This window comes from Noviherbaspirillum sp. L7-7A, from assembly GCF_019052805.1.
Classification (GTDB): Bacteria; Pseudomonadota; Gammaproteobacteria; order Burkholderiales; family Burkholderiaceae_D; genus Noviherbaspirillum_A.
The window spans coordinates 216,071-239,929 of sequence record NZ_JAHQRJ010000002.1 but is presented as its reverse complement, the minus strand read 5'-3'; the positions used below and the strand labels follow the sequence as shown (position 1 = coordinate 239,929).

19 protein-coding genes and 2 pseudogenes are annotated in these 23,859 nt (G+C 56.2%); 9 read left to right on the top strand and 12 right to left on the bottom strand.

All coding sequences use genetic code 11. The features are described 5' to 3' along the window. Positions 1–214: 214 nt before the first annotated feature. Together KTQ42_RS19355 and KTQ42_RS19350 are read right to left on the bottom strand one after the other, a co-directional pair. Complete coding sequence (locus tag KTQ42_RS19355; protein ID WP_249223002.1) at positions 215–1,132, bottom strand: LysR family transcriptional regulator; 918 nt, start codon at positions 1,130–1,132, stop codon at positions 215–217. Positions 1,133–1,861: 729 nt separating this feature from the next. Next, on the bottom strand, positions 1,862–2,527 hold the full coding sequence (locus KTQ42_RS19350; RefSeq protein ID WP_217347251.1) for a GntR family transcriptional regulator: 666 nt from the start codon (positions 2,525–2,527) through the stop codon (positions 1,862–1,864). Positions 2,528–2,732: 205 nt separating this feature from the next. Here KTQ42_RS19350 and KTQ42_RS19345 point away from each other — a divergent pair, with 205 nt between their 5' ends. The 3 genes from KTQ42_RS19345 (at position 2,733) to KTQ42_RS19335 (ending at position 5,450) form a co-directional block, all read left to right on the top strand. Next, positions 2,733–3,599 (top strand): NAD(P)-binding domain-containing protein, encoded by an 867-nt coding sequence (locus KTQ42_RS19345; protein WP_217347250.1) that lies wholly within the window; start codon positions 2,733–2,735, stop codon positions 3,597–3,599. A 36-nt stretch (positions 3,600–3,635) separates the two neighbouring features. Further along, on the top strand, positions 3,636–4,274 hold the full coding sequence (locus KTQ42_RS19340) for a 4-carboxy-4-hydroxy-2-oxoadipate aldolase/oxaloacetate decarboxylase (RefSeq protein WP_217347249.1): 639 nt from the start codon (positions 3,636–3,638) through the stop codon (positions 4,272–4,274). 207 nt (positions 4,275–4,481) lie between these two features. Beyond that, a complete protein-coding gene (locus KTQ42_RS19335; RefSeq protein WP_217347248.1) occupies positions 4,482–5,450 on the top strand; it encodes a tripartite tricarboxylate transporter substrate binding protein in 969 nt (322 codons plus the stop codon). 235 nt (positions 5,451–5,685) lie between these two features. Here KTQ42_RS19335 and KTQ42_RS19330 read toward each other — a convergent pair. After that, positions 5,686–6,654: pseudogene (locus tag KTQ42_RS19330) on the bottom strand (IS481 family transposase). A gap of 59 nt (positions 6,655–6,713) precedes the next feature. Between KTQ42_RS19330 and KTQ42_RS19325 the strand changes: the two are divergent. Beyond that, positions 6,714–6,956, top strand: a pseudogene (locus tag KTQ42_RS19325) (LysR substrate-binding domain-containing protein); the annotation flags it as partial. A gap of 464 nt (positions 6,957–7,420) precedes the next feature. On the opposite strand, the gene KTQ42_RS19320 reads toward KTQ42_RS19325, so the two are convergent. Both KTQ42_RS19320 and lhgO read right to left on the bottom strand, forming a co-directional pair. Further along, a complete protein-coding gene (locus tag KTQ42_RS19320; RefSeq protein WP_249223001.1) occupies positions 7,421–8,734 on the bottom strand; it encodes an MFS transporter in 1,314 nt (437 codons plus the stop codon). A gap of 57 nt (positions 8,735–8,791) precedes the next feature. Beyond that, positions 8,792–10,000, bottom strand: coding sequence for an L-2-hydroxyglutarate oxidase (lhgO, locus tag KTQ42_RS19315; protein WP_217347247.1), 1,209 nt, complete (start codon positions 9,998–10,000; stop codon positions 8,792–8,794). A gap of 165 nt (positions 10,001–10,165) precedes the next feature. On the opposite strand from lhgO, the gene KTQ42_RS19310 reads away from it, so the two are divergent. After that, positions 10,166–11,074, top strand: coding sequence for a LysR family transcriptional regulator (locus KTQ42_RS19310; RefSeq protein ID WP_217347246.1), 909 nt, complete (start codon positions 10,166–10,168; stop codon positions 11,072–11,074). Between the two features lie 721 nt (positions 11,075–11,795). On the opposite strand, the gene KTQ42_RS19305 is transcribed toward KTQ42_RS19310, so the two are convergent. Together KTQ42_RS19305 and KTQ42_RS19300 are read right to left on the bottom strand one after the other, a co-directional pair. Continuing rightward, positions 11,796–12,440: a hypothetical protein gene (locus KTQ42_RS19305; RefSeq protein WP_217347245.1), complete on the bottom strand. Its 645-nt coding sequence runs from the start codon at positions 12,438–12,440 to the stop codon at positions 11,796–11,798. Positions 12,441–13,165: 725 nt separating this feature from the next. Continuing rightward, positions 13,166–13,867, bottom strand: coding sequence for a carbonic anhydrase family protein (locus KTQ42_RS19300; RefSeq protein ID WP_217347244.1), 702 nt, complete (start codon positions 13,865–13,867; stop codon positions 13,166–13,168). A gap of 140 nt (positions 13,868–14,007) precedes the next feature. Between KTQ42_RS19300 and KTQ42_RS19295 the strand changes: the two genes are divergently transcribed. Next, positions 14,008–14,232, top strand: coding sequence for a hypothetical protein (locus KTQ42_RS19295; RefSeq protein ID WP_217347243.1), 225 nt, complete (start codon positions 14,008–14,010; stop codon positions 14,230–14,232). Between the two features lie 121 nt (positions 14,233–14,353). Here KTQ42_RS19295 and KTQ42_RS19290 read toward each other — a convergent pair whose 3' ends face one another. Together KTQ42_RS19290 and KTQ42_RS19285 are read right to left on the bottom strand one after the other, a co-directional pair. Beyond that, positions 14,354–15,088 (bottom strand): SET domain-containing methyltransferase, encoded by a 735-nt coding sequence (locus tag KTQ42_RS19290; protein ID WP_217347242.1) that lies wholly within the window; start codon positions 15,086–15,088, stop codon positions 14,354–14,356. A 147-nt stretch (positions 15,089–15,235) separates the two neighbouring features. Further along, positions 15,236–16,888 carry a bifunctional diguanylate cyclase/phosphodiesterase gene (locus tag KTQ42_RS19285; RefSeq protein WP_249223000.1) on the bottom strand — a complete coding sequence of 551 codons (1,653 nt, stop codon included), beginning with the start codon at positions 16,886–16,888 and terminating at the stop codon, positions 15,236–15,238. Between the two features lie 450 nt (positions 16,889–17,338). Here KTQ42_RS19285 and KTQ42_RS19280 point away from each other — a divergent pair, with 450 nt between their 5' ends. Continuing rightward, entirely contained in the window at positions 17,339–17,509 is a 171-nt protein-coding gene (locus KTQ42_RS19280) for a hypothetical protein (RefSeq protein ID WP_217347240.1), read from the top strand. Beyond that, positions 17,490–18,155, top strand: coding sequence for an endonuclease III (nth, locus tag KTQ42_RS19275; protein ID WP_217347239.1), 666 nt, complete (start codon positions 17,490–17,492; stop codon positions 18,153–18,155). The genes KTQ42_RS19280 and nth overlap by 20 nt, the downstream gene beginning before the upstream one ends. Positions 18,156–18,157: 2 nt before the next feature. Here nth and KTQ42_RS19270 read toward each other — a convergent pair whose 3' ends face one another. The 3 genes from KTQ42_RS19270 to KTQ42_RS19260 all read right to left on the bottom strand — a co-directional run bounded on the left by KTQ42_RS19270 (position 18,158) and on the right by KTQ42_RS19260 (position 22,033). Beyond that, positions 18,158–19,351, bottom strand: a complete 1,194-nt coding sequence (locus KTQ42_RS19270; RefSeq protein WP_217347238.1) for a hypothetical protein — start codon at positions 19,349–19,351, stop codon at positions 18,158–18,160. 235 nt (positions 19,352–19,586) lie between these two features. Beyond that, entirely contained in the window at positions 19,587–20,876 is a 1,290-nt protein-coding gene (locus KTQ42_RS19265) for a Gfo/Idh/MocA family oxidoreductase (protein ID WP_217347237.1), read from the bottom strand. Between the two features lie 140 nt (positions 20,877–21,016). Continuing rightward, on the bottom strand, positions 21,017–22,033 hold the full coding sequence (locus KTQ42_RS19260) for a LysR family transcriptional regulator (protein ID WP_217347236.1): 1,017 nt from the start codon (positions 22,031–22,033) through the stop codon (positions 21,017–21,019). Between the two features lie 1,351 nt (positions 22,034–23,384). Here KTQ42_RS19260 and KTQ42_RS19255 point away from each other — a divergent pair. Further along, positions 23,385–23,690 (top strand): hypothetical protein, encoded by a 306-nt coding sequence (locus tag KTQ42_RS19255; RefSeq protein ID WP_217347235.1) that lies wholly within the window; start codon positions 23,385–23,387, stop codon positions 23,688–23,690. Positions 23,691–23,859 lie beyond the last annotated feature (169 nt).

The following is a 23,859-nucleotide window of genomic DNA, read 5'->3' as shown; positions in this document are numbered from 1 at the left end:
AGTGTAAAGCGGCGTCCGCTATTACAGGGTTAAATCCAGATACCTTTTCGTACTCTTAAGCAAGCAAGAACATCCTAACCTATACTCCGAGAATCCAGTTTGAAAACCATGATGCGGCTTTTTTACTACCTGCTAACAAGATCATTTCCTTAGCAAATGGCCGCAGGAAAAGTTGAACTGATAAACATTGACGCGGAGCGCAATGACAAAGAAATTATTGCCATTGATATTTATAAAAGGTCTCGTAAATTACACGACGCAGCCATTGGTTTGCTGCATCACGGTGGTAGCGAGCGTGCCAATGCTGCTTGAGATCGAAGGTTGGGGATTCTATCGGAAGGGGTAAAATCTTTAGTTCACCATGCTTTGCAAACATTTGTGCTATCGCTAATGGCAATGTGACAATCATGTCTGACTCTGCCAATAGATAGGGAACGCTCATAAAATGAGGAATGCTTAAACCAATACGCCGTTTTATGCCTTGCTCTTCGAGATAACGCTCGAAGATTTCCTGACTGCGTCCCTCGGGTCGAATCACGATATGGCTAGCATCAAGGAACTGCTTCATGGTCAACTTGGTTTTAATAATTTGATGACCGATTCGGACTAGGCATGCGAATGGGTGCGAAAACAAGTGCTGCTGATAGAAGTTAGCTTTATTAATATCTGGAAAATATCCAACAGCCAAATCGACATCTCCGCACCTCAAAGCTTCTTCCAGACGTGCTGGCATCATTGACACTGATTTAATAGCTATATTCGGTGCATCTATCCGCAATCGCTTAAGTAAGGGGGGTAAAAACACCGTTTCACCGACGTCGGAAAGGCTAATGGTAAAAGACTTATTGTTCGTCCCTGGAACAAACTCATCGTGAAGGAATACGTCCCTTTTGACCATTTCTAGAATTTCTCGCACGGGAAGTGCCATTCTCGCTGCACGAGGAGTAGGTTCCATTCCCCTCGGAGTGCGCACAAACAGCGGGTCCGCAGTAATCACCCGTAGCTTGTTGAGAGCATAACTCACTGCAGGTTGGCTTAACCCAACCAGTTCTCCGGCCAACGTTACATTCCGAGCCCGAATCAGCGCATCAAATATGCGTAATAAATTTAAGTCAATGTTTTCAATATCCATGGCATAAATACGCATTATCTGGCTATCTAGTTGACGGATAGTACCACAGACCACAAAATGACTTAAACAAACAGTTATGAATTAGCACGTAACGTATCCGGATGGGAAACGGAATGTGTCCGGAGTTCCGGGCAAGCCTTGGTTAGAAGATAGCGGCTACCTGCGAGAAGATGCATAGGAAAACATTATCATTTGGAAGCCGAATTACTTTGGTAAATTGACTGAAATCTGGTTGACGGAACTTTACAACCGAGATAAATCAAGTCCATGCCGCATAAAATGACTTTAACACTTAAGAAAGTATTACTTATAGCAACGTGAGATCAACTATGAGAGATAAGTGGATGCCAGTCTGTGAATGTCAATGTTGGCGCGTACTAAACTTAATGATGAACTTTTTGCAGCTATAACCTTATAAGTAGCCGTTGTCAAAATGAAGATACGTCGAGAACCAATAGATTACATGCTGGGCTATCCTCAAACGTTAGTGGTACGTAGCGAAGTGCAGGCCAGTGCAAAAATTAATACCAACGGAGCGTACCTGGCTACATAGAAATTAAAGGGCCAATCTGCGAACGTCAATCGCAAAGGTTTATGTCATTTTCCTCGTAGGCAACCCCTTAAAAGCATAACCGCCGCTGTTATTAAAAAACATCATCGCTATCTACAGATGGCTTTCATTTGCATGTAAAACATGCAAATGAAAGAACATTGTTCCAACTGCTGATGCTATTGACCCGTAGCGCCCCGGTGCTCTTTTCGGTGTTGTATAAAGCGCTTGTATGACATCCGTAAGTGCAACTGCATTACTTGACGGGCCAATTCTCCGTCGCGTAACTCGATTGCCAAAGTGAGATCCTGATGATGATGTAGGCTTTGCTCAAGTTCCTCCGGAGTGCTCAGGTAAAACGATCGAACGATAATCGGTATGTCAATCAATGTTTCGAGCATTGACCGCAATCGTGACGACCCCGCACTTTCGAGCAGAGTGTGATGGAAAGTTCGGTTCGCCTCTTGGATCTTGATAATGGCCTCTACACCGCCTTCTTTGATAGCAGCCGCCATCTGCTGGTTGCTTGCACGTAAACGGGCCAGCGTGGCGTCGCTAGCTCGCTCAGCCGCCAAACTAGCTGCGTACGGTTCCAGCAGCATGCGGAGTTGGAATGTTTCCTCGATCTCCCAGTCGTTCCACTCAGCAACATGAATGCCTTGTCCGACATCGGCGGTTGCCAGCCCATCCTCGACCAGCCGTTTCAGCGCTGTGCGCACTGGCGTACGACTCAAGCCTAACTCTCGCGCTAGAGGCTCTTCTTTTAGTTGTATGCCGGCTTTGTAGTATCCGCTGATCACTCGGTGCCTAAGCACCTCATATGCCATATCCCTTCCACGTTGCATCCGGTCGCGTTCCTTTAGGAAATTGTCTGCGTTGGAACATCTTAACCTGCGTGAACTTTGTCATCAAGTATAAGTGGAAGCCTTACACTGCTAGTTAGTATTTTATTTGTATTATAAATATACATTTATGGTATATTTATAAAGAGTTTGTGATGTTTGTATTTTTTATGTATTCTGTGCCGCACTACTGACGATAAGGGACTACATGCATATCGCGATTATTGGCCTAGGAGAAGTTGGTCGCTGCTACGCGAAGCCACTGTACGAAGCAGGTTTTGAGCTGAGTCTATGTGAAGCACGGCCGGCGAAGGCTGCTGTCGAACTTGCTTCCTCATGGGGACTGCCGATTCACGAAAGGCCAGGCGAATGGCTTGCACCCGCACAATGGGTTCTATCGTGCGTAACCGGTGCTCAGGCACTTCTCGTGGTTGAGCAATCTGTGCCATATATGAATGCTGGTACTTCTCTTGCCGACCTGACGACGGCAAGTCCCAACATCAAGCGCCGAGCAGCGCATTACGCCGCTGAGCAGGAGATCCGCTATGTTGACGCGGCTATCATGAGCGCCATCTCCCTGAATTGGGTACGGACGCCCCTGCTTGCTTCTGGTGAGGGTGCCGAGGAATTTCAGGCTCTTCTCGAGCAGGTCGGTGGGCGCGCCCAGGTGCTTCAAGACGGTGCTGCCGGCGATGCCATCTCTTTGAAGATTTTGCGAAGCGTTTTTACCAAGGGCCTAGAAGCGCTCATCATCGAAACGCTGATGAGCGCCGAGACGCAAGGCCTGCGCGAAAAACTTTACGAACAGCTCAGCGACATTGATCAAATGCCACTTCGAACCTTATTCGACATATCCGCGCGTACCCACGTCATCCATGCGAAGCGCCGCGCGCACGAAGTGTATGACGCGCAACAAGAGCTCGCGACACAGGGTCTGACCTCACTCATCCTGCCGGGTGTCGAGCAACGATTTCTCGCCACCGCGAGTGCGCTAGAACGTCGCCCATTTGATATTGCCGACCCGAGTGTTGATCAGGCCCTGCAATGGTTGCTTTCCAATGCAACACAAGCGTAACAGGCCTCTATTTTTAACTTTAACCAGGACATTGCTATGGCATCGCTAGGACAGATTACTGAACTGCGCAACTTCGGCGCAGCAACCATTCACGAGGCACAAGGCGCAAAAGGCGCCCTCGATAGCGGCATGAAGCCAATCGATCCCACTTCATCCCTTGCGGGACCGGCCTTGACCGTGGACGCACGTCCTGCAGACAACCTGATCCTGCACTATGCGTTGCTAAAGGCTAAGCCCGGTGACGTGCTGGTGGTTGATGCAAAAGGCTTCATGGAGGCAGGTCCTTGGGGCGACGTGTTGACCTTACAGGCAATGAAGGCTGGCATCGCGGGGCTCGTAATTAATGGGTGTGTTCGCGATGCCAACTCCATAATCGGAATGGGTTTCCCCGTATTCTGCCGAGGTCTGTCCATCAAGAGCACGGCTAAGAACCAACCCGGTAAGGTCAACATACCAATCATGATGGGTGATGTTTTTATTCACCCAGGAGATATTATCGTCGGCGACCGCGATGGTCTTGTAGTCGTTGCGCAGGATGAGGTGGATTCCGTCATTGCCAGTAGCCGCGTGCGCGAGCAAAAGGAAGACCAAATACGGAAAGCAATAGAACACGGTGCGACTACGGCTGAGTTAATGAAGCTCGCGGATACGTTTCAACGCCACGGCTTGGATTGACTGCCCAGGAAAAGAAATTGATAGCTGCAGCAGCCAAACTCCGCGCTAAGCCTAAAGACATCGGTTCTATCGGTGTCAATATGAATTTCAAGCCATTTCTAGTATTTCTTGTTAATCATTAGGCATAGACTGCCGACCTCTGCTTGACGTTTAAGCATGCACGTGCCTTGTGAATAAAAAGCCGTATCAGCTGACTTTCGAGACAATATGACAATTCTTCGCCGAATCCTTGCCGTCACCTCTCTGGTTGTGTGGAGCACCTGCGCATTCTCTCAGGCCTATCCAAGCCGCCCCATCAAGTTCGTTGTTCCCTTTCCACCCGGGGGAGGTACGGATAACCTAACCCGAATTATTGCAAACGAGCTTAATGAATCGCTTAAATGGACGATCGTAGTTGAAAACAAACCTGGCGCCGGCGGCAACGCTGCTCTCGACACGACCGCGAAAAGTGCACCAGATGGCCATACGTTAGTTATGGCCCAGACGGATAATGTAGTGCTTAATCCTCTTCTCTACAGCAAACTCACCTATGATCCTGTGAAAGACCTAGCGCCCGTCGTTATGGTTGCGCGGGGTGCCGCCGTGCTCGTAGTGAAAGGCGATTCTCCCTATAAAACTTTGGCAGATCTGGTAGCGGCCGCGAAGAGCAAACCGGGCCAGTTGACCTTTGCAATTCCAGGCATCGGCACGACGCCTCACCTACTCAGCGAAATGTGGCAGAAGAGTTCTGGCATTAAACTTACAAACGTCCCCTATAAGGGCCTTGCCCAGGCAGTTCCCGACCTGATAGGCGGCCAGGTTGACATGTACATGGGCTCCATCCCGACCCTTCAGGCATACATTAAAAGCGGTAAGGTCCGCGCACTTGCAGTGACGACGGCCCAGCGATCGCCCGTCCTTCCCGATGTGCCGACCTATATCGAAACCGGGGCTTCGAGCGTGGAACTTTCAAGCATATGGGGCGTCATGGTACCAGCCGGCACGCCAGCTAATATTATCAGCCGACTGAACGCTGAAATTAATAAGGTACTAGAGAAGCCCGTGGTGCGTGAAAAGATTGTCGCAAGCGGGGCAGAGCTGATGGGCGGCACTCCTAAAGCTATGGCTGACCAGTACGCAGCAGATCGCGCGAAGCTGGCTCCCGTCGTGCGCGCTTCGGGCACGAAGCTTGACTGATCATCACACCATCTTCGCGTTCGGGGAGGACATCCTGATCGGAATTCGAGCCTCAGGGCGGCGGCATGCAGGACGTTGCAAACTGGCGCGGCAACATTTTCCCGTGCCGACCGCCAATCTTGGTTGCTCTATCTGAGAAATAGGACAAAATCAAGCAAATGCCGAGGAATACGGCATGAGCGCGTGGCTGCGAAAAGGACTACTAATAATATGCTGATGAACGCATTAAACAAGATTAGGTGAATGGTCCCGGGATGAGGTGACGGGGGGCAGTCTTGAATATAGCTGGAGTTTTCTGCCAAGTTTCAACAATGGTTTGGTAAGGCGTTTTCCACCTCAGGCCCTTTAAACGCTTGGCAAAGTTGAAGGCGCAAATAAAAGCGAGCACATGCGCTCTCAAGCTCTCCAGGTCAGGGTAGTGAAACACTTTGACGGTAGCGTCCTTGATGGTCCGGTTCATCCGTTCGGCTTGTCTGTTCGTCCACGGGTGATAGTGCTTGGTCAGTTTGTGGACGATGCCGTTTTCATTGCAAACCCGGCCAAAGATATGCATGCCTAATAGGGCATGGATGGGCTTGTTACGGTTCTTGGGCAAGTCAGCAAAGGCCATGCCGTTGTCCGTCAAGACAGTGTGAATCTTGTAGGGGAAAGCATTGATTACGCTGCGCAGAAAGTCAGCTCCGTTCATCTTGCCAAGGTCATCCCGGAACTCGACATAAGTAAATTTGGAGACCCGGTCAATGGCCAGGAACATGTTGAGCTTGCCTTGGGCCAGGCGCAGCTCGGCAATGTCGATATGCACGTAGCCAATGGCCGTCGGTGCAAACTGACCCCTGTCAGCGGTTTTAATATCGGTGGCTGGCAAGCGGGAAATGCCATGGCGAAGCAAGCACCGATGCAGGCTCGAACGGCTGAGCTTCGGGATGCTTTTACGAAGACAGCCCATTACGTCATCCAGCGGCAGCAGTGTTCTTCTTCGGAACTCCACGATCCCAGCCTCCTCGGCAGCTGAAAGCACTGTGCTTTTGGGCTTCGTCGGGCCCATGGGCGCATCTGCAGTCGTGGTGCGGGAGCGCTACTTTGTAACAGTCGTCCGGCTCAGCCCGTAACGCTGGGCTAGGACACCGGTCTTTTCTTGCGACCTTTGGAACTCGGCTCGAATTCGCGGCGTTGTGCGGGCGCTGCCGTGAAGCGTGTCTGCCATAACGATCTTTCCTCCTCAGTGGATAGAATAATGTCACGACTCTCCGGGACCAAACACCTAGTAAAATGCGTGTACTTGACGATGCGTTAGGGGCTGTCGCTTGGGTAAACGCGGGCGGAGGTCTTTATCAGACATATCGCTTTGCAGTGGGCGACGCGCTGCGGCGTGGTGACCTCGTAGAAGTCCTTAAAAAATACGGCGGCCCTTCCCGCCTGTTTTCGATCCTCTATCCCCAGAACCGCCACCTATCGGCGAGAGTGCGTGCATTTGTCGATTTCTTGCGCTCAGCAGTGAAGACGTAAATGATCTCAACCTTATCAGGACTCCCGTTTCCAAGCGCGGTTGCAACGTCCGCTTCTGGCCGCCTGATGTACTTAGATCAGACTGCGTCGTCGTCGGCTATAGGCCAGGTACCGGACCTTGTCCGCGTGGACCTAAACTTCCGTCTCCGACTGACACCGGAAATTGTCGTTTCCCAAAAGCAGCCGCTCAAATACTTACTCTGTTCGCGATGATAAACATCATCATTGAGCTATCCATCATCGCCGTAAGCATGACCGCCTCCTGACGAGAGCGCTGTTTTACACAGACATTCAGCCCACACATGCGTTCGTTAAATTTGGAATTGGTATAAGAGTTGGGCGCCTAACAAAAGCGCTTCACTTACCATGAAAGGAACAGTTTACTTACACTCAGTCTTCCCTAGGATTTTTGACTAGCCTTGGCTGCGCGTTTGCTTACGTACAAGCGCTGCAGCCCCATCCTGTTAGTTCTTGTGCTTGCTGAAGCGATAGCCTTGGTCGAATAGTGTGGCCACGGCTACTATCAGGCCTGCGCCTGCAAGGATCAGTACCACGCCGCCGGTCGGATGCGACGCGCTGCTGGCCACCATTGACAGCGCCCAGAGTGGCGCCAGGCCGCCAGCGATCGCGGTCCCGATCTCGCGCGCGGTGCCTACCCCCGTCGAGCGGCTCTGCACTGAGAACTGACGGCTAAGGTAGGAGCCCTGCGGGGCGAACATCATCGGCGCCAGGATGCCGGTGCCGATGATCAGGGCAGTGTAGATCAGTGCGTTCTCGCCGCTGCCCAGCAGCGCTATGAACGGATAGGCGAACAGGGCTGAGAGGACGCCGCCGGTGGCTAGAATCTTCTTGCTGCTGTACTTATCGCACAGCCAGCCGAATGTGGGCACGGCGACGATGGCAACCATACTGGCGAGGGTGACCGAAAGCGAGGTGACGTTCGCCGTTACGCCCTTGAACTGGGTGAGGTAGGCCAGCGAGAACGTCTTAAAAATATAGCTCATGGCGTTGTAGCCAACTGCCACGAAAAACACCACGCCGAGGCCCATAATGTTCGTGCTGAACAATTCCTTGAACGGCTTGGCACCCGCGCCGCTGCCTTCCACGCGGTCGAACTGGGGCGTTTCGGGCAACTTCTTGCGCACCCACAGGCCGATTATGACCAGCACCGCGCTCAGAAGGAATGGGATGCGCCAGCCACCGGAGATCAGGAATTCGTCGCCGCCAAGTGTCAGCAGGTAGACCGTCACTGACGACAGCAGCAGGCCGAGGTTAAGGCCCAGCGCCGGCCACGAACCCTGGCTGCCGCGTTTGTTGGCGGCCGCGTGCTCATAGGACGTGATGGCGGCACCGGCCAGTTCGGCGCCCGCGCCGAGGCCCTGCACGATGCGTATGGTGACTAGCAGGAACGGCGCCCAGACGCCGATCATTGCATACGAAGGAATTAGTCCAATGGCGCAGGTGCAAATGCCCATCAGGCAGAAGGTCACGTACAGCATCTTCTTGCGCCCGAAGCGGTCGCCGAAATAGCCGAACAACATGCCGCCGATTGGGCGCGCCACAAAGCCGATAGCAAAGGTCGCGAACGCCGCCATCGAGGCCGCGGCAGGGTCCGAGGCATCGAAGAAAATTTTACTGAACACAATCGAGGCCATCGTCGCGTAAAGGTAGAAGTCGTACCATTCAAGCATCGAGCCGACGATGGTCGCGGCTGCCACCTTTTTCAGGCGCTTGGCGGCCTGTTCAGTAGTTTCAACATCGGGTTTGCCAATATTCATGAAGTCTCCAGGTAAGGCGTCGTTGTTTTGTATGAAAAGTTAGGCCGCGCAGCGCGGCTACTGTTTGGGAAGCACTTCGCGCACGATGTACTCGGCGATGGCCATCGACGATGTCGCCCCGGGCGAAGGCGCATTGCGGATGTGTGTGATGTTGCCTTGGCGACGGATGACAAAATCGTCGACCAGTGAACCGTCGCACTGCATGGCCTGGGCGCGGATGCCGCGCGTAGACGGCGTCACCGCCACATCAGCCAGCGTTGGCACATACCGGGCAGCTTCCCGCACAAACACCGATTCGCTCAGAACCGTTTTCAGTTCGCGCATCGTGGTCGCGACGTTACGCGAGGCGAACTTCCAGAAGCCAGGGTATGTCAGGAAATCGGCCACGTCGCGCAGGTTGGGGCGGCGCCCGTCGTAGTTTTCCCGGCCCAGCGAAATGAAGGCGTTCGGCCCAATGGTCATCTGACCATCGATGCGCTTGGTGAAATGCACACCCAGGAAGGGGAAGCGCGGGTCCGGCACCGGATAGATCAAGCCCTTGACATGCGACTTGAACGTTTCGTCGATAACATAGTACTGGCCGAAGAACGGCACAATTTTCGGGGTCGCCTCGTCGCCGGACTTCACGGCCAGCCGGTCCGATTGCAGGCCCGAGCAGGCGATGGCGAAGTCAAAGTGCTCGGAGTGCACTTCACCGCTATCGAGTTCAACATGGATTCGGCTCCCCAGCTCGATCAGGCGAGCTACTGGCGCGGAAAGACGGATGCTGCCGCCACGTTGCTCGATATCTTGTGCGATGCGGCACGCAATCTGGCCATAGCTGACGATCGCCGTGTGCGGTGAGTGTAGCGCGCGGATGCCGACGCAGTTCGGTTCAATCTCGCGCAGTTCGCCCGCGTCAACCAGTCGCATGCCGGGCACGCCATTGGCTATCGATTTCTTATAGATCGCGTCCAGACGCGGCAACTCTTCCTGGTTCAGCGCCACCACTACCTTGCCGCACTCGTCAAAGGGAATGGCGTTTTCCAGGCAGTAGTTCCTGACCAGCTCCACCCCGCGCCGGCACAGGCGCGCCTTGAGTCCGCCCGGCTCGTAATACAGCCCGGCGTGCACGACACCGGAGTTATGGCTCGACTGGTGCTGCGCAACCGCGGCTTCCTTTTCAAATACCGTTACCGACACGCCTGGGTCGTCGAGCAACAATTGCCGGGCGACGGACAGTCCATTAATGCCGCCGCCAATGATGGCGTAGCGCTTCTTGTTCATGCAAACCTCTTGCTCATTCAAACCTGTCAGGACCGCAGCAACCTGTCTCGCAAAGGTGAACAGATACATAGCGGCTTAGTAGGAGCATATTAATCTTCACCATTTCAAAGAAAAGCGATTAATTTAAGATAGACTTATTTCGAAAAAGGAAAGAAGAGGCTTGGCGTGACGCTTAAACAACTAGAGGCTTTTTACTGGGCCGCGACTTGCGCGACCTTCGCTATTGCCGCAGAGCGGCTGCATCTGTCAGTGTCGTCGCTGTCGAAGCGGGTTGCTGAACTCGAGGAATCGCTTGGCGGCGCCCTTTTCGACCGCACCGGCCACCGGGCGACCCTAACAGAGGCGGGGCAAGGCTTGCTGCCGCGGGCACTAGCCCTGCTCGACGCCGCTGCTTCCATCCGCAATGACTTCGGCCTCACCGCTGGCCTGATTGGCCGCTGTGCCTTTGGCGTGGGCGAATTGAGCGCATTGACCTGGCTGCCCCGCTTCATCGCGCAGGTGCGCACCGAGAATCCAAGGCTCGTGCTAGAGCCCTACATCGACGTCGGCGCGGTATTAGAAACACGGGTGGACAACGGCGAACTTGATTTCGCAATCTTCGCCGGCCGCTCGTCGCGCCAAAGCGTGCTGTCCCAGCCGGTCACGCAGGCCCAGTTCGTCTGGGTGACGGCACCGGCGGTCGCAGGCAAGTATCCGGACTTGCCAAGTATGGTTGCTGGCAGCCAGCCGATCATCGCGCTGCCGCGCTCTGCCGGGACCACCCGCCTGATCGACGACTGGCTACTGGCAAACCGGATTGCCGCAGTTGAGCGCATCAGTTGCAATAATTGGGGGGCGATCGCCGGCATGTTAATTGCGTCGGTCGGTATCGGCATCCTGCCCGAAGGCTGGGCAAGGAAACTAGTGCGCCAAGGTCTCCTTTGCATGCCGGCGGATGAGGTCACGTTGACTCCGCTCACCTATTCTTTCCAATGGCGGCGCGGCGACTCGCGGCCGCTGGTCAACCAGATGTTGGCCCTGACATCGAACGTGGTGGACTTCCAAGTGGATGCGCAGACACCGCTGCTTATGTAATTGACCTTGCCCCGGTTCCACGTATTGCAGAATTTAATTTGATTTCTGTGTACACAAAGAGCGACCTGGGCAAAGAAATCGTACCGACGAGGCAATACACCGTGCAGTTCAGGCTGCAAGCGGTTCGACTGACTGAGTGCGTTGGCGGTCGCGGGGCAGCCCGGCGGTTGGGTATTCCGGTTGCCATGCTAAGCAACTGGCACCGACGCAGGAGTAAAGCTCCTGGCGAGGAAACTCCAGAGCCGTCACCAAACGGGCAGGCGCGCCGTTCGTCAACAGAGCTGGAAGCGTAGAACAGCCGGCTTCGGATGGATCTGACCAGTGACAGGCTGCACGTCAATGCGATCGGTGAGCCCGAACGCTAATCCAGTTATGCAGGCGCAGTTCAACTATTTCGCCGAGGAAGTGCAGGCTGCTCTGCTGCCTGATGTCCTTCATAGACGACTTCATTAATCCTCCCAAACAAATCGATTATCGATCTATTGGCGATGGTATGAATAATGGTGCCTACATGCTATCAGATGGAGTGCAATCACGACCCACCGCTACTGGCCGAAATTTGCCCTTCATTGGCTCCGGGGAAATACCCGCTTTCAGTAAAAAGCAGTCGGTTAAACATGTACGTTTAAGGACCGTTCCTGGCCGACTGTCGCCATAGCCAGAAGGCAAGCAGGAGAAAAAAAGGACTGTGTGCGCGTCTATTATAGATACGCGTCGGGCTTCATTCCTTCTTCTCGTGTACCTCAACATCAATGATTCCTGGATCGCTTGCGCTCCGCCTTGCCGGGCCTCGCATGGAGCCTTGTAGGAACGACCGAATGTGATGAAGCGCCTTTTGTCGCAGCCATGGATATGCAAGCAGAAAGGCGGCCGAAAACCCGGGAAACACTGCAGGCCCGATTTCGCTACGGTAAAGCAGGCTCGCTATGCACCACATGAAAAGGACGAGCATTACAGGCCGCCGAGCACGCCGTGGTAACAGGCCGACGGTTCCCAATTTGCCCTGACTTATCCAAGGCAATCTGGCAAACAGTGCTCCGAAAAGCAGGCCGGCCGCGAATCGGCCGGTGTTTAGGAAGTCGGCGATGACGCCAAGCAGGAGGTAGCCGGCATAGCTGATGCAACTGGATAGAGCTGCCAGTGCCAGCAGAAAAACTAAGGCTGCGAACCTTGGCATGCGGACCATCCCCTGTACGATCAACCGTAAAATTTTTTTGCTCCTGAAGAGGTGTGGGTGGGTGGTGGCAGTGCCGTGAAAATCTATCGCATGGTATCTGCTATGTAGCTTAATCCAAGTAACGCCGAGTGCCGGCGCGCTGGCGATGATTTGATCGTGATGCCATGCATACCGCTGTGCCTCAAGCATGCCTTCGCGCCGCCTGTCGAGATCGCGGTCAAAGTACCAGGGCCTGCGGCGCTCAGCAAGCAGCCCTGTTTAATCTTTAAATTCCATCCGCAAATACAAAGGGGCGCTAGGTTCGGCCTGCTCCGCCTTCCATCCACAACGGATGGAAACTCCCACGATCACAGCAGACCAAGCACAGCCTGCAATACACCAACCTGTTGACTGCTTATCCTCCACAGGTTTTTTTGAATTCAGTAAAGTCTGCAGAACGCGCAACGGCTCGCGCAGTCAGCTTTATTGCCCTAGAAAGCGCCGCCTTTTCAATAAATGCTGCACTGCACACCCCGAATAGGCGATTGATAACCGGTATTATCAATCGCCCATTTGTAGGAAAGAACCTCGCACTGACCACGGGCAGCACAGATTAACGCTGTCTCTCACCCATAATTTTGTCCAATTCTATTTCCGCCTCGACTGCTATTGCGATAACTTTTCTTATCACAATAAGGGTGCAATGTCGGAAAAGGTGGACAGAGAAAATCGCTTCGTAGCGAGTTCTGTTGCGAATGCCAGCATTCCCAGGCTAAGTCTTAGCCAACCTGCCGGCAAGCTTGCGGGTGCTCACGAGCTACCTCAATGCCAGAATGGTGGCCTACACTATCCGTAGCGGCGGCCCTTAGTGAGCAGCGGTGCCGGCTTGCTCAGCGCTTGCACTCTGCTTCGAGTTGAACAGCCAATGGCGCGTTTTACTTGCGCAGTTCGACAACGCGGCCATTGAGGGGTTGAACTGGCCGGGCATTCATTGCATACAGCCTGCGAAAGACTGCGATTTGGGCCACTGACGGCTCCACCGGCGACTCCAGAACGTGCCAGCTTACATCCTCGCTGCAAGGCGTCGTCAGCGAGCTTGTGAATTTGTAATAGGCGCGGTTGGCAGGCAACATGGCATCGAGATTAAAGGGCGCATCGAGCTTGCTCACTTCACCCTCCTTGGCGGGCAGATTGTCGAAGACTGTCTTCATCGCCGCATTGTGTTTTCCCTGCTTGAAAAGCACGGCAACCACGGCCAGTTTGCCTTCAGCATTCTTGTGCACAACGTGCGCAACCATCGGATAGGTCTGGCCGTTGATCTTTTCCTCGCTGGGCGTATGAAAATGGAACTGCACAGGGGTGTAATCCGAGCTGGCGAAGGCTGTCTTGCCAGTCTGCTCGAGGTTGACCTGAATCGTATGGCCGTTGTTGACCACTTCGGCGTCGGTATCCTGGTAAGCGAAATTAATCGGCTTCAAAGGACCGGGCTTCACTTTCCTGGCTTCGATGTTGATTGGTGACTGATTAGTGCCCGTTTTGCAGGCCAGAAGGTCCTGTTCCAGTTCCGCCCAGTGGGCCGCTCCCGCATGACCCCAATAGGTCCAGTGAGCACCATTTCCGGCAAATGTCGTGGACATGGTGGTAATACTTGCTCCAATAGCGGCGATCAGTATTGCGTTTTTAATAAGGGTTGCCCTTCTCTCTTATCCTTTCGCAGTGGACTACGCGATGGGGCGGTACGCCTGGGGGCGAAAACTATAAGCTACAAAATTAATTCTTGAAAGAAATTATTTTTGCTGAAAAAGAGAAGAAGGAAGGAGAAAGCAACAATGCTGGACTGCTGCCACAGGGAACTTCGGCTCATCGTGCAGCAGTATTTTCTGTGAGGCTTGAACGGAGAAAACGAAACGCTGCAAGATCAACTGCAAATGCCCTGCGTGAGCCACCCGCAGGATGCCATGCATACCAAGTACTTCGGACATCGTTAATTTTGGTTACCTGACAGTGCACGATTGATATTGCGGAAACTGCAGCTTGGCGAACTCATGAAGCGCGGCTCTGAAGCCAGCCCCATCTAGGCACAGCGCGTTAATGGAAAAGGCGCTGCCCGACAGGCGACACGGCTAGGGCTTGTCCACCCCCTGGCGGCCTGCCTTCATCGCTTCCTTTTCGGCCTGCTCCTTCAGGAAGGATTTGAAAAACTGCAGAAGGTTAACGTTCTTCAAATCTTGCGGACGCTCGCTGTGGCAGCGGGGGCAGCGGCATACAAAGCCCATGCGACTGACCAGCGTGACATTACGCACCAGGAAATTACGGCCAAGGAAGCCGCTGGCGTCATCGATGTAGGTTCTGGTGATTTCCTGGCCGGGCTGGATGTCCTTAATGGCACGCAGGCCCTGTTCGCCGTTGGCACTGTCCATTACCACTAGTTCAGCGCACGGGTCGCAGGAATGATTGACGCGGCCAAGGGTCTGGTAAAGGCCATAGCCCTGATGCCCGCCCTCACTGGGCGCATAGCCGACATGATAGGCACTGACGCCGGCATGAAGTCTGCCGATCATTGCTTGCGGCGTGCCATAACGCTTTGCCATCAAGCGCTCGATTTCCCGGTCGTCGCGGCTATGCTCACGCGCGTCCGTGCTGCGCAGCTGCCAGGCGTAGTAGGCGTCACGCAGTCGGGTATCGGCAATCAATTTATGCGTCAGGTCCCAGGCGGGGCTTCCCAATTCCAGATCGCTGCTGGCCACTGTTACAAGGGGCATCTCCCGCAGGATTTCCTCGCCAGCGGCAATCGGCGCAGTTGCGAGCAATTGCACACCGCCTGCGTTATCCCACTTCACTACGCTCCACTTGTCCATCCACATCCCCTGCCCGGAAAAAGCCGTGATTCTACGCTGATTGAGCCTAATGCACCGAAGCGCCGACACCGGGAAAACACGCATGCAAGGCATGCAGCCGGCCTTAGTGCTGACTGTGCATGACAGCCGTCGATGGCGAAGGCTTGATCAGAGGGCCAGCGCAGGCGCAAGGTCCTCTAGCGCCCAAGCCACCAGGTCCCGCGCTTCCATCGGCTTGCCATACAGGTAGCCCTGCCCCTTGTCGCAACCGAGTTGCATGACAACGGCGGCCTGGGCCGTGGTCTCTATGCCTTCGGCGACCGTATCCATGCCCAGGCTGTGCGCCACCATCACGGTAGCCTCGATCAGCACCCGGTGATGCATGCTGGTGTCTGCGTGGCAGACGAAGGAACGGTCTATCTTTACCGTATTGACGGGCATCTGGTGCAGACAGGCGAGCGATGAATACCCGGTGCCAAAGTCATCCAGCGCAAGCTGGATGCCTAGGGATTTCAGGCTCAGCAGGCAATCACGCACTTCCGCATCCTGCGCGGCCAGGCTTTCAGTCACTTCGAGCTGAAGCAGGTCGGCCGGCATGCCGGTGGCCTGGAGCACTGCCGCCACACTGTCAGCCAGGTCCGGCTGCGCCAGTTGTGCCCGCGACAGGTTCACTGCCAGACGGCGTGGCGCGCGCGGCCCAAGCTTGGCTTGCCAGCGCATGAATTCCTGGCATGCAGTGGCAAGAACGAAATGCCCGAGAGCACCTATCAGTCCCGACTCCTCGGCAATACCAATGAATTCCACAGGTGGCACCAGGCCGCGCACCGGGTGCCGCCAGCGGACCAGCGCTTCCACACCGGCACACTGCTCGATCACGCCGTCAGGCTGTAACCCGACCACCGGTTGATAGACGACAAACAGCTCGTCCTCTGCCAGTGCCCGCCTCAGCGCAACTTCAATATCGCCGCGCTGTTCCGCGCGGCCACGCATGGCATGGTCGAATAGCACATAGGTCGCGCCGCCGGAACGCTTGGCTTCACGCATCGCAATGCTGGCATCCTGCAGCAGTCTTTCAGCGCCGCCAGCCTGGCCATTCAGAACAACAATGCCCGTGCTGAAATGACAGACGATTTGTTTTCCACCCACGCTGTAGGGCACCGAAAGTGCCTTCTGCAGCCGCTGCGCGACGCGTTCGGCGACATCCGGCGTGCGCACGCCATCCACCACAACCACAAACTCATCGCTGCCGATGCGTGCCACCAGATCGCCGGATGCTGCGGCGTCGCCATCGCTCAACGCATGCTGACGCAATGCGGTGCGCAGCCGTTCTCCCATCAACCGCAGGATGTCGTCGCCGACGGCGGAACCAAGCATGTCATTGATTTGCCGGAAGCGGTCGCAGTTCATGAACAGCAATGCGCCGCCTCGCGTAGCTACCGCACCGCCGTCCATCATGGACTGCAGGTGTTCGATCAGTTCGACCCGGTTCGGTATGCCGGTCAGGGAGTCGATCCGCGCCGCATGACTGAGTTCCCGGGCCAGCTGGTCCTGCTCGCGCCGCATTTCCAGCGTGACGTCGGTCAACGAAACCATCAGCCGCGTGCTGTCGACCTTGAGAACGCTCAGCGCAAGTACCGTTGGCGACCGTTCATGCGGCAGGCCGCCGCCCAGCTCGACCTTTACTGCCTCGCAGATGATGCCCGATGGCAGCGCAAAGTCGCGAATCATCAGTTGCAGCTGCGGCGCATAAGGCGCCATCACCGTGAAAAGATTGTCAAGGTTACCCTGACTTGCCAGGGGCATCAGCAGCTGTGACGCCATGGGGTTAAGCATTTCCACATCACCGTTGCTGGCGGTCTGCATCAGGCCAACCGGGGTCCGATATAGGAATTGCAACAGTGTTTCGTAATCGTCAGTAGCCTGCTCTGCCATAACTGGTATCTGTTCGTGTGCCTGATAGGCTCGAAGGAGGAATTATCAGGGTTTTCTTTTATATCCATAAGGAAATTTTTCACGCTGTGGGATTTTCCCCGCAGATTTCGCCGGATTTTTGCGTAAAAGCAAGCGTTTGGTTGGGAGCCGCTCGGTACCGCTCCGGATTTGGCAGCCTGCATCAGGCTTCCCTGCCCGGCCTTTTTCACAACGTTGGGGCTCCCCAGAGCTGGTCATATTGAAGCAGGGACATCGGCCGACTAAATGGCATGGCAAGCCTTGGCCGGAACCTGCCTTGCAGAGTCACGCTGTACCAGGTGCAGAAAAAGAGGCACTTGCGTGTTCGCGCGCAACACTTTTGTCAAATACGCCGGTTATACCGACAAGGTGCTCGACCGCGCCGTGGCGCGCACTGCCAGCAGGAACAGCGCCAAAGATTGCTCCGACGGCCATGCGTCGCAAGCCACTGACAGAAACGGAAATGAACTGCATGGAAAAGAGACCATTTGATATCGGCCTGGCGCTGGAGCGCATACGCGAGGCCGTCCGCCCGTGGCCGAAAGCAGCCCTGTTCCAGCTGGCTGAGGAAGGCTACCGCTCAACCTTCGAGCAGTTGCTCGCCTGCATCATTTCGATACGCACCTATGATGAGGTAACGCTTCCCGTGTCGCGCAAGTTGTTCGAGCGCGCCCGTACGCCGGAAGAGGTGGCACGGCTAAAGTACGAGGAAGTCGATGCACTGATCAGCCCTTCCACCTTTCACGAACGCAAGGCAAGCCAAATGCTAGCCATCGCGCAGCAGGTGGCGGAGGAATTTGGCGGCCTGCTTCCGGGAGACCGCGCAGTACTGCTTTCCTTCGCCGGTGTTGGCCCGAAGTGCGCCAATCTCGTGCTGGGCATAGCCTGCGGCACGCCCTTCATCAGCGTGGATGTCCATGTGCACCGGGTCAGCGCGCGCTGGGGCTATATCAGTGCGGCCACGCCCGAGAAGGCCCTGCTCGCGCTGGAGGCCACGCTGCCGCAGCAGCACTGGATTGAAATCAATGAACTGCTGGTGCCTTTCGGGAAGCATGTCTGCACCGGCAAGCTGCCGCATTGCTCCACCTGCCCGGTACACGACATGTGCCAACAGGTCGGCGTCACAGCCCACCGATGACGTTAAAGCGCACTGCGGCTGGCGGCGCCCGAGCGATTCAACCAGCCCTTCCACGCGCCGGATAAAGCCGGCGCATACAGCAGGGACATCAGCGCAAAGCTCGTCAGCACGGCGGCAAGCAGGGGAATCTTGTCGGCCTGATAGAACGGCCCTTTCAAAAAGGCCAGGTACACGGCCAACGAAGCACCCTGCATGGCAAGCGCAGCCAAGCGATACCTCGGCGCCACGACCGCCAGCAGAATGGTGAAAAGATCAGCCAGGAAAAAATAGCGGTCATGCATCTTGGGCAGCAGGTAAGGGCTGACCAGCGTGGTGGAGGCCAACAGCAGCAGCTTGGTCTCGGCCGTATTCTGTCTTGCATGCAGTGCCTTCCACACCAGGCCGAGATTGACGGCCGCAGCGATCAGCAGGCCCACCAGTACCGCCGGCCGGTAAGCCAGCAAATGGTATTTCTCGACAAAGGCCCAGGGATTGGGCGCGTTCGCAGCAAGCACACGGTAATAGCTGCCCTGATCCAGATAAATGGATGCCAGTGCCAGCGCCGGCCGTCCCGCCAGCCAGGCCGGCACCATCATCGCGGCATACACCAGTGGCACCAGCACGGTGTACTTCCAGGGCATTTCCTTTTTCAAAAGCAGATACAGCAGGTAAGGCGCGAAGAAGATGGCCTGCGCCTTGAAAGCAAAGCCGATGGAGAAGAACAGCATTACCCACAAGGGTATGCGCTTCAGGCTGGCCCAAAAGGCGGCCAGAAGGAAAAAGGCATAGATCACGTCGCACTGGCCCCACCACGCGGCATTGACGGCTACCGTGGGAATCAGCGGAAACAGGCAGGCGCAGATGAACGCCTTTTGTCTGCTAGCGGTAATTTCAAGAACGATCAGGCCGGCTACCACGGCAGCGAGCAAGCAGAAGAGAATGCTGACCGCCTTAATGAGGACGATGGGCGGCGCCAGTGCATGAAATGCCGATGCCAGCCCAAGGAGATAAAGATAAGGCGGGGAATAGTTGGCATAGTCGCCCGCCATTGAGGGAAAGCCGTTCTGCACGATGGTGGCAAACCACGGCTCAAGGAAGAAATGCATGTCACGCGATTCCTGCGTGAGCATCATGCGGTAGATGATGAAGCCTGGCACCATGGGCAGCAGCCAGCGGGCTGTACGCCATTGCGCGCTATCTATTGGTGCATGGGTCATGCCGGTCATGGGCGGTTTATGTGGTCGGGTTCCGGGATGAGTTCGGTGTATTGCTGACGCGAAGAATAACGTCACTTTGCCGCAGCGATCGCTCATCTAAGCAGAGCCCTTGACCTGCCTCATCAGGAGCGACAGACACTTCGCAAAGGTAAGTCATCGGAATTGAACCCGGCGGCGCACCCCTGGCGCGGGTGCGCCTGCTACTGGCAATGCAAACCGTCGTACCGTGCCCGCCTTATCCTTCCTGCTGCGGCTCCGGGCCGCGGGTATTGCCAGGCGCATCGAGCCTGATTACTCTGCCGGCCTGCGCGGAAGCATAGATTGCCTCAATGATGCGCTGGTCCTGAAGCCCCTCCTCGCCCGGCGTATGCGGCAGTCGGTCCTGCCGGACACATTGCGACATGTGATCGATTTCCAACATGAACTGGTCTGACGCGGCAATCGACGGCTCGTGGATGACTTCGCGTCCGTTTTCCAGCAGGCCGTAGCGTAGCCGATTGCCTTCGTATGCATAGCCTGGATCGAGTTCGGCCCAGCCCAGTGTGCCCTGCAGCCGCAGGAACTGCGACTTGTGGCTGTTGTAGCCGCTGCTGCAGGTAGCGGTGAAACCCGAAGGAAAGCGCAGGGTGAACTGCACGCTTTCCTCGACTTCTCGAAATCGCGGATCAGCCTGGTTGTTGACGATGCCGCCCTGCACTTCGACCGGTTCCTCACCCGACAGGAAGCGGGCGGCATTGATGCAGTAGATGCCGACATCGGGCAATGGCCCGCCGCCTGCCAGTGCCTTCTTCAGTCGCCACTGGGCCGGATCGCCCATGTTCTGCGAATTTGCGGAAATGAATTCCCTGAGATCGCCCAGTTTCTTGTCCCGCGCCATCTTTAAAAGCGCTCTTGCCAGCGGCTCATACTGGCTGCGGTAGGCAATCATCAGCTTCCTTTGCGCCTGCTGGCAGGCTTGTATCATCTGCTGGCATTCGGCCACGCTGTTGGCCATAGGCTTCTCGCACAGCACATGCTTGCCGGCTCGCGCGGCGCGTATCGTGAATTCGGCATGCATGCTGTTGGGCAGCACGATATAGACGACCTGCACATCCGGATTGGTGGCAATGGCGTCGAAGTTGCCATAGTCGTAGATGGACTGCTCGGCCAAGCCGTACTGCCGCGCCAGCTTCTGCGCCTTTGCGCGGTCGCCGCTGACCAGCGCGCTGAGTCTGGAATACTTGCATTGGGCCAGCGCGGGCAACAGGCGCCCTACCGTCAGCCGGCCCAGGCCAACCACGGCGTAGCCAATGCGCTCGGCGGGCGGCAGGCCGGGATCGGGCATTTTTTCAGACGCTTCGGACTGCGCATGGTCGGGCGGAAAGTCCACCTTGGCAGACCCGGCCGTCGACTGGGCGTGAGCCGCCGCAAGAGGTGCAATGCCGGCCGCGATGCCGCCTGCGTATTTCAGGAAGGCGCGGCGGCCGGAACGTTGGTCGGAAGGGAAAGAGGATTGCAGCGGAGCAGACGCGTCGGATGGAGGCATGGTTTATTCGGCAGACAGGAGATGCGTGGTCTGACTGCGCTTTCCTGCCTTCGTTGCGCCGGCGTGCCCCTTGTCCGTTGCGCATCGACAAACATTGCTCCCATGCGCCAGCCATGCCTGGCATGCCGGTGCTATCCGCCTTATTGGATGGTGGCGTCCGCGGTTTCGGTGAGCGTCATCTGTGGCAGCGCCTGGTCTATCCCGGCCTGCTCCATGGTCTGCCTGGCATCCGGGGCGGTCACGGCCTGCAGGGTGGAACGGACCCATTTCAGCGCCGGGTCGCGGGCATCGCGTTCATGCCACAGCATGTCGATCTTCAGGCCCGGCAGGGCGAACGGTAGCGGCTTGGACACCAGCACCGACTCCATTCTGCACAGGTCGATCAGGTGTATCGGCATAATGGAAAGCAGATCGGAAGAGCCGACGATCTGACCCGCGGTGGCGAACTGGTTCACGGTCAGCACCACGCGCCGCTCGCGTCCCATTTCCGCAAGGATCTTGTCCGCCTGCCCCTGCAGCCGTCCCGAGAAATTGACCAGCACATGATCGGCCGCGCAGTAGTCGTCCAGAGTCAGCTCCTGCTCCGCCAGCGGATGCCCCTTGCGCATGATGCAGACATATTCGCTGCTGTACAGCGCGGCATGGCAGACGCCCGACTCTACTTCCTGATCCGTAGTCAGCTGCGCCACAATGCCTGGGAAGGAGCCGACTGCCAGGTCGATTTCGCCGCGCAGCAGCGCGGGACGCGGGTCGCGGCTCAGCAGCGGCAGGGTCTGCAGCGTGAGCCTGGGTGCGACTTCCTTGAGTAGCCTGATCAGTGGTGGCAGCACCAGGGAAGCAGTCGAATCGGCCATGCACAGCCGCAGGGTTTTCTGGATGGTCGACAGGTCCCGGGACTCGGAACCGAGCGCGGCTTCCAGCGTTGCCAGCGCCAGCCGCACCGCCGGCCGCAAATCCTCGGCACGCGCCGTCGGCTTGACGCCGTGAGCGGTCCGAACGAACAGCTCATCGTCCACCACCGCCCGCAAGCGCTTGATCGCATTGGACACTGCGGGCTGCGTCGTGGCGAGCCGGTCGGCTGCGCGGGTGAGGTTCAACTCGGTCATGACCGCGTCGAATACCCGGAGAAGATTCAGATCAAGATTCAGGAAACTCATGGTGTGCTCTGGACTGCGTAACAATGTTGGTCTGGCGGAAACGAAACAGTACCACGCTATTTCCATTTCGACTTACGCTCCAACTATACTGCACTGCACCATAAAATAAAGCCTTACGCATGATCATGGCGCGAATCCGTCAATAAAGTTCGAAGAAAAGACGCCGCCTGTCGGCCAAATGTTTCTTGAAATGCAACTGTTTCCGTCATGCGTGCAGCTTCCTAGCTACCGCCCGGATTTAGAGTGGACCTGATGCTGGTACCAGCACAGCTGCGCTATCGAACGCGCCGGTGCGCAGCGCATCCAGCGCCTGGTAGGCCTGGTCGAGCGGAAAACCTACGGACCGTGCCTGAATGCGTTGGCCGGCGGCGCGCCGGAAGAAAGCCTCTCTATCCTGCCGGGTCAGATTGGCAACCGAGCGCAGTTGACGTTCCCCCATAGCAGGGAATAGGGGAAAGATGGAATGTCGGACATATCGATGCCGGCGCAGATCATGTCCCCCTTTGCGCACCTGGGACAGGGCAGCAGGCACCAGCACGCCGTTCTGCGCGAAGAGCCGGGGTCGCATCCAGCGGCACCGGCGGCAGATGCAGCGCATCGCCCGCCGATGCCGCGCCCAGCGAGCGGGCAAACTGCTGGCTGCGGCTGTCGCTGGGGCGGGTGCGCGCCGGGTTGCAGCAGCACCATTGCGGACAGTTTCGGCGCATCCTGGCCTGCGTTTTTCATTGCCCTCTCCTTTCTTTCAGTCTGCCGGCTGGCATACCCTAAGCACCCTGCTGCCTGCCGGACAAATCGGAGTCAGACTGAGGCTGTCCCTGTTGCCCAACTTGATCGCTCTCAATCGCGGGCAACGACATATCTACCAGCAAAAAGTGGACTGCCATGTGCAGATCCTGTGCATTACCCGTATTCATTGCTTGTGGATGGATTGAAGGAAATAGCTGTGGACAAGTTATTGACGACGATTTTTGAGCAGTGAAATATTTTCTAACTGAATCAATGTAATACGAGTTATCCACCCAAGATATCCACAAGCTTACCCACGGATTTTGTGCGTAACTTTTGCTATTTATTTCAGCAGTAACAGGAAGAACCGGTCTGCGGAACGTGGTCACTTCTGGTTGCGGATCGTTAAAGGACACAGGAGCTTGTCCATTGGAATTTCTGATAGAGCTAGTTCATAGAAATTCGCACACATTCAGCATGCATATGGCCGACATTGCGGAATGAAATGCCAGGACTCAACTATTCCGTTTATACTGCACCGCAACAATAAAGTTCTTTGCATCAACAAATTCATGCTTCCGGCGAGCTGTCGACAGACAAGCGCCGGTTCCAAAAGGAAAATTCCATGAAACGTTTTATTTCTTCGCTCGCCTTGCTGGCCACCGCTCTGTTTGCCGCCCCCGCGTTGGCTGCCAGCGGCGCCAGTTGCGCCTCGCTGTCCCAGCAACTGCAGAAAAAAACCGCCGAATTCGTCAGGGTCAATGCCGATGGCCGCAATCCGGGCCAGTCGGTCAAGGCGACGCCTGCCGACTTCCACCGCGGCGTCAGCAAGCGCGACACCACGCTGCATACCATCGTCAATGACGTGTGGACCGTGCGTGCCGATATGGCGAGCCGCGGCTGTGCCCAGGCCGACGCATTCACCTATTAAGACCCGCTTGCGCGGCGCAATCGCGCCGCGCATTGCTCCACCTCGGCTCTCCTTACCGCTGCGCTTGACAGGCCGGTGCCGGCCGTTACCCTAGTCTGCAGCAGGCGCCATCCCGGCATCCTGCCGAGACGGGGGTGACATGCCAGATCTGGCAACGTTGGCGGGCAGT

What these genes read in the sequence shown, in the direction of transcription:
- KTQ42_RS19320 (WP_249223001.1), bottom strand. Translation starts at nt 8,734, where the DNA reads ATGAATATTGGCAAACCCGATGTTGAAACTACTGAACAGGCCGCCAAG.
- KTQ42_RS19285 (WP_249223000.1), bottom strand. Translation starts at nt 16,888, where the DNA reads ATGGCGTCACAGCTGCTGATGCCCCTGGCAAGTCAGGGTAACCTTGAC.
- KTQ42_RS19305 (WP_217347245.1), bottom strand. Translation starts at nt 12,440, where the DNA reads ATGCTTGAGGCACAGCGGTATGCATGGCATCACGATCAAATCATCGCC.
- nth (WP_217347239.1), top strand. Translation starts at nt 17,490, where the DNA reads ATGGAAAAGAGACCATTTGATATCGGCCTGGCGCTGGAGCGCATACGC.
- KTQ42_RS19290 (WP_217347242.1), bottom strand. Translation starts at nt 15,088, where the DNA reads ATGGACAAGTGGAGCGTAGTGAAGTGGGATAACGCAGGCGGTGTGCAA.
- KTQ42_RS19355 (WP_249223002.1), bottom strand. Translation starts at nt 1,132, where the DNA reads ATGGATATTGAAAACATTGACTTAAATTTATTACGCATATTTGATGCG.
- KTQ42_RS19340 (WP_217347249.1), top strand. Translation starts at nt 3,636, where the DNA reads ATGGCATCGCTAGGACAGATTACTGAACTGCGCAACTTCGGCGCAGCA.
- KTQ42_RS19270 (WP_217347238.1), bottom strand. Translation starts at nt 19,351, where the DNA reads ATGACCCATGCACCAATAGATAGCGCGCAATGGCGTACAGCCCGCTGG.
- KTQ42_RS19350 (WP_217347251.1), bottom strand. Translation starts at nt 2,527, where the DNA reads ATGCAACGTGGAAGGGATATGGCATATGAGGTGCTTAGGCACCGAGTG.
- lhgO (WP_217347247.1), bottom strand. Translation starts at nt 10,000, where the DNA reads ATGAACAAGAAGCGCTACGCCATCATTGGCGGCGGCATTAATGGACTG.
- KTQ42_RS19260 (WP_217347236.1), bottom strand. Translation starts at nt 22,033, where the DNA reads ATGAGTTTCCTGAATCTTGATCTGAATCTTCTCCGGGTATTCGACGCG.
- KTQ42_RS19255 (WP_217347235.1), top strand. Translation starts at nt 23,385, where the DNA reads ATGAAACGTTTTATTTCTTCGCTCGCCTTGCTGGCCACCGCTCTGTTT.
- KTQ42_RS19335 (WP_217347248.1), top strand. Translation starts at nt 4,482, where the DNA reads ATGACAATTCTTCGCCGAATCCTTGCCGTCACCTCTCTGGTTGTGTGG.
- KTQ42_RS19300 (WP_217347244.1), bottom strand. Translation starts at nt 13,867, where the DNA reads ATGTCCACGACATTTGCCGGAAATGGTGCTCACTGGACCTATTGGGGT.
- KTQ42_RS19265 (WP_217347237.1), bottom strand. Translation starts at nt 20,876, where the DNA reads ATGCCTCCATCCGACGCGTCTGCTCCGCTGCAATCCTCTTTCCCTTCC.
- KTQ42_RS19345 (WP_217347250.1), top strand. Translation starts at nt 2,733, where the DNA reads ATGCATATCGCGATTATTGGCCTAGGAGAAGTTGGTCGCTGCTACGCG.